This is a genomic window from Mucilaginibacter gynuensis, from assembly GCF_039541195.1.
Classification (GTDB): Bacteria; Bacteroidota; Bacteroidia; order Sphingobacteriales; family Sphingobacteriaceae; genus Mucilaginibacter; species Mucilaginibacter gynuensis.
Genome location: NZ_BAABFT010000002.1, coordinates 418,025 through 430,822, shown reverse-complemented (window position 1 = coordinate 430,822; position 12,798 = coordinate 418,025). Strand labels below are relative to the sequence as shown.

The 12,798-nt window shown below is 43.9% G+C and carries 12 protein-coding genes; 8 read left to right on the top strand and 4 right to left on the bottom strand.

Going from position 1 to position 12,798, the window contains the following annotated elements; genetic code table 11:
- Positions 1-32 precede the first annotated feature (32 nt).
- Positions 33-1,979: a TlpA family protein disulfide reductase gene (locus tag ABD894_RS05085; protein WP_345209908.1), complete on the top strand. Its 1,947-nt coding sequence runs from the start codon at positions 33-35 to the stop codon at positions 1,977-1,979.
- Positions 1,980-2,050: 71 nt separating this feature from the next.
- Here the strand turns inward: ABD894_RS05085 and lepB are convergent, their stop codons facing one another.
- Genes lepB through ABD894_RS05070 form a run of 3 tightly spaced genes read right to left on the bottom strand, consistent with a single transcriptional unit; the run spans position 2,051 to position 4,952 of the window.
- Complete coding sequence (gene lepB / locus ABD894_RS05080) at positions 2,051-2,707, bottom strand: signal peptidase I (RefSeq protein WP_345209907.1); 657 nt, start codon at positions 2,705-2,707, stop codon at positions 2,051-2,053.
- Between the two features lie 17 nt (positions 2,708-2,724).
- Complete coding sequence (locus tag ABD894_RS05075) at positions 2,725-3,432, bottom strand: LOG family protein (protein ID WP_345209906.1); 708 nt, start codon at positions 3,430-3,432, stop codon at positions 2,725-2,727.
- A gap of 35 nt (positions 3,433-3,467) precedes the next feature.
- Positions 3,468-4,952, bottom strand: a complete 1,485-nt coding sequence (locus ABD894_RS05070) for a sodium:solute symporter (protein WP_345209905.1) — start codon at positions 4,950-4,952, stop codon at positions 3,468-3,470.
- Positions 4,953-5,202: 250 nt separating this feature from the next.
- Between ABD894_RS05070 and recR the strand changes: the two genes are divergently transcribed.
- The 3 genes from recR to ABD894_RS05055 are packed head-to-tail and all read left to right on the top strand — an operon-like array spanning position 5,203 to position 7,458.
- Positions 5,203-5,820 (top strand): recombination mediator RecR, encoded by a 618-nt coding sequence (recR, locus tag ABD894_RS05065; RefSeq protein WP_345209904.1) that lies wholly within the window; start codon positions 5,203-5,205, stop codon positions 5,818-5,820.
- 2 nt (positions 5,821-5,822) lie between these two features.
- Complete coding sequence (locus ABD894_RS05060) at positions 5,823-6,659, top strand: glycosyltransferase family 2 protein (protein ID WP_345209903.1); 837 nt, start codon at positions 5,823-5,825, stop codon at positions 6,657-6,659.
- Positions 6,643-7,458, top strand: coding sequence for an SDR family oxidoreductase (locus ABD894_RS05055; protein WP_345209902.1), 816 nt, complete (start codon positions 6,643-6,645; stop codon positions 7,456-7,458). The genes ABD894_RS05060 and ABD894_RS05055 overlap by 17 nt, the downstream gene beginning before the upstream one ends.
- A gap of 381 nt (positions 7,459-7,839) precedes the next feature.
- Here ABD894_RS05055 and ABD894_RS05050 read toward each other — a convergent pair whose 3' ends face one another.
- Entirely contained in the window at positions 7,840-8,787 is a 948-nt protein-coding gene (locus ABD894_RS05050; RefSeq protein ID WP_345209901.1) for an ion channel, read from the bottom strand.
- A gap of 280 nt (positions 8,788-9,067) precedes the next feature.
- Between ABD894_RS05050 and trpD the strand changes: the two genes are divergently transcribed.
- Genes trpD through trpA form a run of 4 tightly spaced genes read left to right on the top strand, consistent with a single transcriptional unit; the run spans position 9,068 to position 12,638 of the window.
- Complete coding sequence (trpD, locus tag ABD894_RS05045; protein ID WP_345209900.1) at positions 9,068-10,057, top strand: anthranilate phosphoribosyltransferase; 990 nt, start codon at positions 9,068-9,070, stop codon at positions 10,055-10,057.
- 4 nt (positions 10,058-10,061) lie between these two features.
- Positions 10,062-10,703: a phosphoribosylanthranilate isomerase gene (locus ABD894_RS05040; RefSeq protein WP_345209899.1), complete on the top strand. Its 642-nt coding sequence runs from the start codon at positions 10,062-10,064 to the stop codon at positions 10,701-10,703.
- The gene (gene trpB / locus ABD894_RS05035) at positions 10,687-11,868 is read left to right on the top strand and encodes a tryptophan synthase subunit beta (protein ID WP_345209898.1); all 1,182 of its coding nucleotides are present in this window, start codon (positions 10,687-10,689) and stop codon (positions 11,866-11,868) included. The genes ABD894_RS05040 and trpB overlap by 17 nt, the downstream gene beginning before the upstream one ends.
- Positions 11,868-12,638: a tryptophan synthase subunit alpha gene (trpA, locus tag ABD894_RS05030; protein ID WP_345209897.1), complete on the top strand. Its 771-nt coding sequence runs from the start codon at positions 11,868-11,870 to the stop codon at positions 12,636-12,638. Before trpB ends, trpA begins: the two co-directional genes overlap by 1 nt.
- Positions 12,639-12,798: the final 160 nt, after the last annotated feature.

Below are 12,798 nucleotides of genomic sequence, written 5' to 3'. Positions count from 1 at the left end.
TTTCTAAGTTCACTAAAAAATTAGTTGACCTCATGAAAAGTTACAAACTCTTATCATTGATACCCTTGCTGGTAGCCGCGCAAAGCAGTTTCGCGCAAACAACCGATCATCTTAAATTATCAACCGCTACACCTGCGGCTGGCCAAAAAGTAAGCTTTACGTATGATCCGGCGGGTACACCCGTAGCCGGCGAAAAGCCCGAAGCTTTAGTATATTTTCTGGATAATAAAACTTATCCGGTAGGCGATATCGACCTGAAAACCGAAGGTAATATCTTAAAAGGCGAGTTTACTATACCTGCCGTAGCCAAAGCCTTTTTTATTAAAATAAGCAGTGGCGAAAAAGTAGATGATAACGGAGCCAAAGGTTATGTTTACCCGGTATATAAAGGTGCTAAGCCAGTTGAAGGCGCTTACGCTTCTGAAGCCTACCTGATACAATCGGGTATGGGTGGCTACTTTGCCAAGATCGGTCCGGATAATGATAAGGTAGCTTCGTTATACAAGCAGGAGTTTGCATTATACCCTGCCAGCGAAAGAGAATATCGCAACAACTATATGATGTTTTTGCTGAACGCCAAAGATGCGCCAACCAAAGCATTGGCCGAAGCAAAAATGGCCGAGCTTAAAAAGAGCACCAACGAAAAAGATTTAATGACCCAGGCCTTTTTATTTAGCAGGCAGCGTAAAACCGCACAGGCTGATTCGGTAAACGCCATCATCAAAGCTAAATACCCTAAAGGTGATTTTGTTAAGGGCGAATTAGGCATCGATTTCAACACAGAGAAAAACCTGGCTAAAAAAGATTCGTTGTACAAAGCCTACATCGCTCAATATCCTGAAAAGAAGGATGAGAAGAACAGCATTCAGGATAACTTCAGGGTACAGCTGGCATCGGCAGCATTAAAGGCCGGTGATTATGAGGCTTACAAAAAATGGGCTTCACTTGTAAAAAACAAAGCATCGCTGGCAACGCCATTAAACAGCGCCGCCTGGGATTTGGCACTAAAAGGCGAAAAGCTTGAAGTGGCGGCTGATCTGTCGAAGCAATCGTTAGATATTTTAAATGCCGAATATAACAGCGGCGAAGGTGCTATGTACGCGTCGCCAAAACAAGCTAAGCTGAATAACCGTAGCTCGTACTACAACGATGCCGATACCTATGCCTTCATTTTATTTAAACAGGGCAAATTTGCTGATGCTTTGAAATATCAGCAAGAGGTATACGATAATAACAAAACTCCTGATGTGGAGATCACCGAGCACTATGTGCAAATATTAGGCGCTAACGGCCAAAACGATAAGGTAATTGATATCGCTTCAAAATCAATTACCAATGGTAAAAGCTCCGCGATATTAAAAGAAGAACTTAAAAAGGCTTACGCCAAAGTAAAAGGCGAAAAAGGCTACGAAGAATATCTGGCATCGTTAGAGAACGCATCTAAAGAAAAATTACGTGCCGATCTTGCCAAGCAAATGATCAATGAGCCTGCACCTAAATTCGCGCTGAAAGACCTTAGCGGTAAAACCGTTTCACTGGCCGATTTAAAAGGCAAAGTAGTAGTGGTTGATTTTTGGGCAACCTGGTGTGGTCCTTGTAAAGCTTCGTTCCCGGGCATGCAAATGGCGGTAACCAAGTTTAAAGAGGATGCCAACGTACAGTTCCTGTTTGTGGATACCTGGGAAAATGGCGACAACTTTTTACCGGGCGTAAAGAAATTCATCGACGATAATAAATACACATTTGAAGTATTGATAGATGATAAAACTGCCGAAGGTAAACATGGTAAAGTGGTATCTGAATTTAAGGTAGACGGTATCCCAACCAAATTCATCATTGATAAAAACGGAAACATCCGCTTTAAAGTGGTTGGTTTCTCGGGCTCATCAGAAGCTATTGTAGAAGAAGTGAGCAACATGATAGAGATGACCGGCAACCCCGAAGCGGTGAAGGCAGCACCTAAAGTGAGTATGAATTAAGCATAGCTAATCAATCATAAAAAAAGCGATAGTGAAAACTATCGCTTTTTTTATGAAATGCCCGAGGTGTACTAATTTATTACCGTGGCAAATACATCATTCTCTTTAACAAAACCGATATATCTTGAATCAGCGGCTTCGTGCCTGTTGTCACCCAATACGAAGAAACTTTTCTCGGGTACCTTTATTGGGCCAAAATTATCAGGGCTATAGCCAGCTTGTTTAAACGCCGGATATAAAGCACTTAGAGTATCTTTCATTAAAATGTACTTTTTAAGGTTGAGGTGATACGTTTTTAAATCATTCTCACTTAATATAATAGTGTTAGTACTATCATTAATAATATCGGTTTTATAGTTGTTTTTTTCTATGTAACCCAGTATGCTATTTAGCTGAGCAGTTGAAATTAAATACTCGTTCCATACAAAAGGTTCGTTTTGTTTTTTGCCATTAATGTAAACTACCGCGTCTTTTATTTCAACAATATCATTTGCTTTGGCAATACATCTAAAAACAGAAGATTCACCGCCAAGTTTAAAACAAATAAAACTACCCCTTTCAGGGTCTTTCAATCGTGTTGCAAACATTTTACCTTGATAAGGCAGTGTTGGGTTATTCGCATATCCTTGCATGCTCAGAAAGGTGATCACATTAGTCATTCTTGCAACTACCCACGCCGTTATGATGAAACCAAATAAGCAGGCAAGTATTATTATAGGTTTTTTCATGCAATGATATTCTGGTCTTAAAAATTCGGCTTCAATACATACTTATCATAAAAACGGAAGATGTGTTCTACCGCTTCTTCGGCGGTATCAACTACGCGGTACAGGTTCAAATCATCCGGACTGATGTTCTTTTCCTGGTCGAGCATTTTTTGTTTTACCCAGTCGAAAAGGCCACCCCAGTAATCGGTACCTACAAAAACGATAGGGAAACGGGCAATTTTACCGGTTTGTATCAGGGTGATGGCCTCAAAAGATTCGTCCATGGTACCAAAACCACCCGGCAGTATGATAAAGCCCTGCGAGTATTTCATAAACATCACCTTGCGGATAAAGAAATAATCAAATTCCATCAGCTTATCCCTGTCGATATATTTATTATGGAATTGCTCAAAAGGTAACTCGATGTTTAACCCTACCGATTTGCCACCGGCTTCGTAAGCGCCTTTATTGGCGGCCTCCATAATACCCGGTCCGCCGCCCGATATTACACCGTAGCCACGCTCGGTAAGCAGGCGGGCAATGTGTTCGGTGGTTTTATAATAATCGTGATCATTATGTGTACGTGCCGAACCGAAGATGGATACACAGGGGCCTATTTTGGCCATTTTTTCAAAGCCGTCAACAAATTCGGCCATTATTTTGAAGATCTGCCAGGAGTCGGTCACTTTAATTTCCTGCCAGTTTTTATTTTCAAAGGCGAGTCTTATTTTTTCGTCATTAGTCATATCGTTCTTTCACAAAGTATTTTAAGTATAGTAAACTACAAAGCAGCTACCGTTGTTTTGGTTTTGGAGGTGAGGAATAGTCCGGCGAATGTAATTAAACCATTCACAATAATAAGTTCGTTATCAAAAACATAACCGCCCAGCCAAGTGGCCGAGTGTGCTTTTAAAAAGTAGCATACCGCCGGCGATATTAAGCAAACAAAAGGCACCAGTTTATCGGCTACCTGCCTGTTGCTCACAAATAGCCCGAAAGCATATAAGCCAAGCAGCGGACCGTAGGTATATGATGCCACCCGGAAAATTGCGCCCACCACAGCATCATTATTAATGGAGTTGAAGATGATAATGGTTAAAAACATGAGCCCCGAAAAGGCGATGTGTACATAGTGGCGCACATTAACCATCTTTTTGCTATTTACATCGTCACGTTTGTTAAAGTTTAAAAAATCCACACAAAAAGAGGTGGTAAGCGCCGTTAAGGCCGAATCTGTAGTTGCGAATGTAGCCGCGGTTAAACCCAGCATAAACACCATGGCGGGTAATATGCCCAGGTATTTTAAGGCGATAGTAGGGTATAGGTAATCAGTTTTTTCAACGCTGATACCATTGCGGCTGGCGTAAATGTATAGTAACGCGCCAACGCTTAAAAAGAAGATGTTGATGATCACGAAAATAGCCGTAAAACTGAACATGTTCTTTTGTGCTTCGCCGATGGTTTTCATGCTCAGATTCTTCTGCATCAGGTCTTGATCAAGCCCCGTCATAGCTACGGTGATGAACAATCCGCCTAAAAATTGCTTGCTGAAGTGGAAGGTGCTGGTTAAAAAGTTCTCGAAGAAAAACACCTTTGAATAGCTGCTGTTCTTGATGGCTTCTGCCGCCTCGAAAATATCGTAATTAAGGCTGCGGCAAATAAAGTAGATAGATAGAAAAACCGACGATACCAAAAACAGCGTTTGAAGGCTATCTGTAATAATAATGGTTTTTAAGCCGCCCTTAAACGTGTACGACCATATCAGCAATAAACAGATCAGCACGGTTGCGGCAAAGGGCACTCCATAACTATCGAAAATGAAACGCTGTAGCACGATCACCACCAGGTAAAGCCTGAAGGATGAGCCAATTGTGCGGCTTATCAAAAATATCCCTGCGGCTGTTTTATAACTCCATTTGCCCAGTGCGCCTTCAATATAACTGTATATAGAGGTGAGGTGCATGCGGTAATAAAGCGGCAATAATACGGTAGCTATAATAATAAAGCCTACCGCGTTGCCCAATATGAACTGGAAATAGGCAAACTGATCGCCGCTGGGCGCGCCTACCTTGCCGGGTACCGATATAAAGGTTACGCCGCTCAGGGCAGTACCTATCATCCCGAAGGCTACCAAATACCATTTGGAGTTACGATTGGCCACAAAAAAGGTATCGTTATCAGATGACTTTTTCGAGGTGATCCACGAAATAACCATTAGCACTAAAAAATAACCAATTATAAAAGTAAGCAGTATACCGGGCGACATAGGGTTTTATTTAGTTTTTAGTCCGGAAGACCGAAAGTCGGTAAGTCCGGAAGTGTTTTAGTTTTTTAAGTCCGGAAGACCGAAAGTCGGTAAGTCCGAAGCATTTTAGCTCTTTCTCGAAAGTCGGAAAGTTTTTCTATAAATAACAATTTAATTTTCGGTAGAGTACTAAAGGTCGCCACTTTTCAACTTCCGGACTTACCGACTTTCGGTCTTTCCGACTTCCCGGACTTTTCCGTAAATTCGCGACATGAACTTTTCGTCGAAGTTGCTTGAGGATGCTGTTGCCGAGTTTGCTAAATTACCTGGTGTGGGACAAAAAACCGCTTTACGGTTGGTGTTGCACTTGCTTAACCGCGATAAGGAAGAGGTTAACCAGTTTAGTAAGGCTATTACCAAACTTCGTAACGAAATTCAGTATTGTAAAGTTTGCCATAACATAGCCGATCAGCCGGTGTGCGAGATCTGCTCGTCGCCGCGGCGCGATAAAAGCCTGATATGCGTGGTTGAAGATACCCGCGACGTGATGGCTATCGAAAATACAAATCAATATAATGGCGTATACCATGTTTTGGGCGGATTAATATCACCCATGGATGGGGTAGGGCCGTCGGACCTGGAGGTGGATACACTGGTAGAACGCCTGGCGGGTAACGAAGTGAAAGAGATCATATTTGCTTTGAGTGCCACTATGGAAGGTGATACCACCATCTTCTATCTCAATAAAAAGATAAAACATTTTGCAGTAAGCATTTCAACAATAGCCCGTGGCATAGCCTTTGGTGGGGAATTAGAGTACGTGGATGAGATCACCCTTGGGCGGTCTATCGCTACACGTGTTCCGTATGAAAACTCGCTAACCCGGTAAGTATGAAGTTGTCTGTAATTGTGGTGAACCATAACATGTGTGCCTGGTTAAGGCAGTCAATTAGTTCTTTAATTAAAGCTTGTAATAGTTTTGATTGTGAATTAATTGTGGTTGACAATGGCTCAACAGACCGGTCGGTAAATATGCTGAAGACAGAATTTGCCGAAGTGAAGCTTATAGAGAACGATAAAAATATAGGTGTAACAAAAGCATACAACCAGGCCATCAAAGTGTCTCATGGAGAGTACATCCTCATGATTAATCCCGACACGATTACCGGCAGCGATACTCTCGAAAAAATAATTAATTTTATGGATGCTCACCAGCATGCCGGTGGCGTAAGTGTCCGCATGGTTAACCCCCAGGGGCATTTCCTGGCATCTTCAAAATACGGATTTAACAGGGGCTGGGCTAAGCTTTTTAAATTTACCGGACTGGCCAAATATTTCCCGAAATCGCATATCGCCAACCGCAAATACGCCAACTGGGCCGAAGAGTTTGAAACCACCGAGGTTGATGTGCTAAATGGCGCCTGCTTTTTATTACGCCGCGAAGCGCTCAACGTAACCGGTTTGCTCGACGAGCGTTTCTTTAAATACGGGTACGATATTGATATTTCTTTCCGCTTAAAGATGGAAGGCTTTAAAAATTACTACTTCCCTAAAACATATATCATCAACTTTAATGTGCATAAGGCACATAAATTTAGCTGGAACTACGTCCGCCATTTTTATGGGGCGATGTTTATATTCGTGGCCAAATACTTGTTTGAGGTGCCAAAAATAAACCTTGGCGGCATGCCTCAAATGTACCAGGCACAATATGAAGTTGAAAGATAAGATCGTTGTAATTACAGGCGCGTCATCAGGCATAGGCAAGGCATTGGCAGCAGAATTTGCCGCGAGAGGTGCTAACCTTGTATTAGGCGCACGCCGCTATGTCACCTTATGCCAAATTACCGAATCGCTCGAAAAACAATATCCCATACGTGCTTTAGCTGTTAGCTGCGACGTAGCCATTGAAGAAGACTGCGCGCATTTGATCAAACAAGCTATTACCACTTTTGGCCGGATTGATATATTGATCAACAACGCGGGTATAACTATGCGGGCTTTATTTAAAGATACCGATGTTAAAGTTTTAAAAACGTTAATGGATGTAAACTTTTGGGGTACAGTTTATTGTACTAAATATGCTCTGCCCGAAATATTGAAAACCCGGGGCAGCATAGTAGGCGTGTCTTCCATTGCAGGGTATAAAGGTTTACCTGGACGTTCAGGTTATTCGGCATCAAAATTTGCCATGAATGGTTTTTTGGATGCGCTGCGGGTAGAGAACTTAAAAACCGGCGTCCATGTATTAACCGCCTCTCCGGGTTTTACGGCATCAAACATCCGTAACACCGCCTTAAACAAAAACGGCCAATCGCAAGGCGAAAGCACCCTCGACGAAGCTAACATGATGACCGCCGAAGAGGTAGCAAAAGCTATAGCCGACGCGGTTGAAAATAGGTCACGCACATTAATATTAACAAGGCAGGGCAAACTCACCGTTTTACTCAATAAAATATTACCGGCTTGGTTAGATGGAAAGGTGTATGATTTGTTCGCTAAAGAGCGTAATTCGTTATTGAAATAAAGGTGATTTGTTATTGCTTCGTTCATCGCAATGGAGTGTTTGCCTCACCCAACCCTCTCCAAAGGAGAGGGCTTTTTCACCGTCAGCAAACAGCTTCGGGTGAAAGCGGGCAGAACTGTGGAGGGTAGGAGCGCAAAGGCGGGCATAGCGAACTTGTTGCATGTGGGATGGATAGCGCGGCGGGGCAAAAGTTCCAGCCCCAAGTTCTGCACGCTTTGCAGGGTTTGGCCAAGTGCGGCAAAGAAGCCTTTTGCTGGACAAGGGTTTTGTTACTTTTGCCCTCAAAAGTAATGGCGCCCTGCGCCCAAGAGCAGACTAACGTTAATTACAGCAAAAGCTCAACCTAAGTAGAATTTGCTTACAAACTGACGCCCAACGCTTCTAACCACTTACCCCTTCATAACTCCCGATCTTACTTAAATCAAACACTATACGGCCGTCTTCATCACGATCAAATGATGGCACAAATTTGGCATACCATACTATATCGCAATGGCGGTAGGCCGTACGGGAGTGGATGGTTTGGGAAAAGGTGTCGTCAAATGCTTTCAGCAATACCGAAAAACTCGCTTGTTTTTCTTCCATTTCCTGAGGCGGCATATTGTGCAGCGGACTATTCTCGTCCAGCGGATGCACTACAGTCCAGTTAATGGTGAGCAGGCTCACGGCTTTGCGTTCCAGTTCCAGTTGAAAGAAACGGCGGGTAGGTTTGCCGTTTACGAGTTCGTTATAAGAGAAGATCACTTCAATCTCCAGATCAAGCAATACATTGCGCCTTAAATTGGCCAGGCGGAACATCACGCCCTTACCGCCATCACGATAAGGGGCGATCAGGATATTATTACTGTAGATGATCTTGGCCGTAGGTCGTGAAAAACGACCGTAAAGCAAACCTGTTGCCAGTGCAAAGGCCAGCAAACCCATCATCGATTCGATGGCGGCCACGGTGTTTGCCGCTATTCCCTGCGGACTGATATGCCCGTAACCTACCGTTGATATGGTTTGTGCAGAAAAAAAGAAGGCATCCTGAAAGCGGTCGACCATGGTTGGGCCGCTATGCCCATCGAGCGAAGTGCTGCCCAATGCTACATATATGCAGGCGAATATCAAATTGGTTACCAGGTAGCCGCTCAATACTATCGCCCAAAACTTGGCCCAGCTCATGGTGATGAGTGAATGGTAGTTATCGGCCGTATTAAAAAATGGGATACCGGTGCGCCTTATATTTACCGAGCCATCCTTGTTTAACAGCGGCTGACTTTTAAGTACGGGCTGCGGGCCAAAGCCAAGATCGTCTTCGGGGTTTTCTTTGGGTATATGGTCGGCCATGTGTTTTTTTGCGGATTGCTGAAGCGTTTCTGTAAAATTATCATTCTGCTTGCTTTTCAGAAAAATATTTCCATATTTGTGCCATTCAAAAAATAATGAAAGTATTAAACAACAACTGGTGGTGGCTTAACGAGTAATCGTAAGGCAAAACCATGTTTGTTTTTTAAATAATATACAGAGGGGTTGCCATAAGGTAACCCTTTTTTTATGCCCTTTATCCTGGCAGGGCCATAACAGCAGGAAATTGATTAACATAAATCTCCAAACGAGAGCGGTACTGATGAAAGCTATATTAAATCATTTATTTGAGCACAAAACCTTCACAAGGGAGCAGTCAAAACAAATACTTACCGACATAGCGCAGGGTGCGTACAACACCTCGCAAATGGCAGCCTTCATGACGGCCTATTGCATGCGCAGCATAACTGTTGCCGAGCTGGAAGGTTTCCGCGATGCCATGCTGGAACTTTGCCTGCCGGTTGATCTGCAAACCGATTCGCTGATAGACCTTTGCGGTACCGGTGGCGATGGTAAGGATACCTTTAATATATCAACTCTTGCATCCTTTGTAGTGGCTGGTGCTGGTTATAAGGTGGCTAAGCATGGTAACTACGGGGTGTCATCGGGCTGCGGTTCGTCAAACGTGATAGAATACCTGGGCTACCAGTTCACCAGCGATATGGATAAGCTGAGGCAAAGTACCGATAAGGCTAACATTTGCTTTCTGCACGCGCCTTTGTTTCACCCGGCTATGAAAACCGTAGCGCCAATACGCCGCGAACTGGGGGTAAAAACATTTTTTAATATGCTGGGGCCGCTGGTAAATCCGGCGAAGCCTAAAAATCAGTTGGTAGGGGTGTTTAATCTGGAACTGGCAAGGGTGTATGCTTACCTCTACCAAAAATCAGATGCTAACTATACCATAGTTAACGCCCTGGATGGTTACGATGAAGTGTCCCTTACCGGCGATTTTAAAACATTTTCGGCCGATGGCGAAAAGATCAACAAGATAGACGCTTTAGGTTTCGAGCGCTTGAACGCGAGCGAAATTACAGGCGGGCACACCGTTGCCGAATCGGCAGGGATATTTACAAGCGTGCTGAACGGCGAGGGCACATCGGCCCAAAACAACGTGGTGCTGTGCAACGCGGCGTTGGCCATCAAAACCATCAACCCCGAAAAAAGCTTTGCCGATAGCTTTTACGAGGCCGAAGAGTCGCTGCTATCGAAAAAAGCGCTGAACAGTTTCAAAATTTTAATTGCTAACTAAAGCCATGAAGATAAAAGTTTGCGGCATGCGTGAACCCAGTAATATTGAGGCGCTAACCACACTCGCGCCCGATTATATGGGTTTTATATGCTATGAACCTTCGCCACGCTATATAGATGAATTGCCGGTAGCGGTAACGCAGGCCATACCTGCTGCCATACAAAAAACAGGCGTTTTTGTAAGTGAAACAGCGGAGGTAATCACAGAGCTAATTACTAAATACAATTTTGCCGCCATACAATTACACGGTAACGAAAGCCCGGAGTTTTGCGCCCTGTTTAAAGATAAGGTAATAGTATTGAAGGCTTTTGGTGTAGATGAGCAATTTGATTTTGAGCTATTGAAGCCTTATCTAAACCATGTCGACTTTTTTCTGTTCGATACTAAGACGGATAAACATGGCGGTTCGGGCAAAACATTTGACTGGCGGGTGCTGGATAAGTATACGCTGAATGTGCCATTCTTTTTATCGGGCGGTATAAGCCTTGATAATTTGAGTGAGATAGCAAAAATAGAACACCCGCAGTTGTATGGTGTTGATTTAAACAGCCGGTTTGAAACAGCGCCGGGAGTAAAGAATATTGAAGATTTAAGAACAGCTTTTAAAATAATTAAGGAACTTGGTACCCATGAATTACGGAGTTAACGAAGACGGATATTACGGTGATTTTGGCGGGGCTTACATCCCCGAGATGTTATACCCCAATATTGAAGCCCTGCGCAAGCAATATTTGCAGGTGTTGGAAGATGACACTTTTAAAGCCGAGTACGATCAGCTATTGCGCGATTATGTAGGCAGGCCATCGCCACTATACCTGGCCAAAAGATTTTCGGAGAAATATGGCGCCAACATATTTTTCAAACGCGAAGATTTGAACCACACCGGCTCGCACAAAATAAACAATGCCATAGGCCAAATTTTACTGGCTGAACGCTTGGGTAAAAAACGCGTGATTGCCGAAACCGGTGCTGGTCAGCATGGTGTGGCAACTGCTACCGTATGTGCCTTGCGTGGTATTGAGTGTGTAGTTTACATGGGCGAAATTGATATGGAGCGCCAGGCACCAAACGTATCGCGTATGAAGATGTTGGGTGCTACGGTTGTTCCGGCGAAATCGGGCAGTAAGACTTTGAAGGATGCCACTAACGAGGCCCTGCGCGATTGGATAGGTAACCCTGAAGATACCCACTATATTATAGGCTCGGTAGTTGGGCCATACCCTTACCCCGAGATGGTAGCCCGTTTTCAATCCATTATCTCTCTCGAAACCAAAAAGCAACTGCTGGAACAAACCGGTAAGGAATTGCCCGAGTATGTAATGGCCTGCGTAGGCGGCGGCAGCAATGCCATGGGGATGTTCTATCACTTTTTAGGTGATGAATCGGTACAGTTGGTAGCCGTTGAAGCAGCCGGTAAAGGTGTAAACAGCGGCCACTCGGCAGCGACTACTTTTTTAGGCCGCGAGGGCGTGTTACATGGTACTCGTACCATTCTGATGCAAACCGACGACGGGCAGGTAATTGAACCTTATTCGGTTTCGGCAGGTTTGGATTATCCGGGTATCGGTCCGCAGCACGCGCACCTATACAAAACCAGCCGGGCGCAATATGTAAGCATTACCGATGATGAATCGTTAGCGGCGGGTTTGCTATGCTCACAACTCGAGGGCATCATCCCGGCTATTGAAAGCGCGCACGCCATAGCTTACCTCGAAAAAATGACCTTTAAACCTACTGATAACGTGGTGATCTGCTTATCGGGCAGGGGAGATAAAGACTTAGATACATACATAAAGCACTTTGGATATTAATGAATCGTTTACAAAACCTTTTCGCGTCAAAAACTAATAACCTGTTATCCATTTATTACACGGCAGGTTATCCCGAACTGAATACTACCGTTGATATTGCCGAAGCGCTTGAAAAAGCCGGGGTTGATTTCCTTGAAATAGGTTTCCCGTATTCCGATCCGGTTGCCGACGGGCCTACCATTCAGCACAGCTCTGAGCAGGCGCTTGAAAACGGCATGACGCTGAACATCCTTTTTGAGCAACTGAAAGAATTGCGCAAACGTGTAAGTATCCCCGTAATATTAATGGGTTATGTAAACCCCATTATACAATATGGTGTGGAGCGTTTTTGCAAGCAAGCCGCCGAAGTTGGGGTAGACGGCGTTATTGTACCCGACCTGCCTATGTACGAGTACGAAAAACTCTATTCATCTTACTTTACTGATAATAATCTGAGCAATGTGTTTCTGGTAACCCCGCAAACTGCCGAAGCGCGTATCCGTAAGATCGACGATTTGAGCAACAGCTTTATTTACCTCTTGTCGTCATCATCTATCACCGGCAGCAGCCTGCAAGTATCTACCGCTATTGAAGATTATTATAAACGGGTAGAAGCTATGCAGTTGAAAAATCCGGCTATTATCGGCTTTGGTATTTCGGGCAACGCGGCCTTTGTAAAAGCTTGCGAACATGCCAACGGCGCCATTGTAGGCAGTGCTTTTGTTAAACATTTAGGCACCGAAAATTATCTCGAAACTATTCCCGCCTTTGTGAAATCCATACGGCCATAATATTTATTAACCAAAGATTGATATCGGTTTGCTTATTTAAATTATTAGGCAATCGATATCAAAATGGTTATAATGAACGGTCATCTGCATGCAGAACAAGTTGCTTTTTCCCTTCTTTTAGTATAGTTTTATTTCACATTAGGGTGCCGCGTGCATCTGC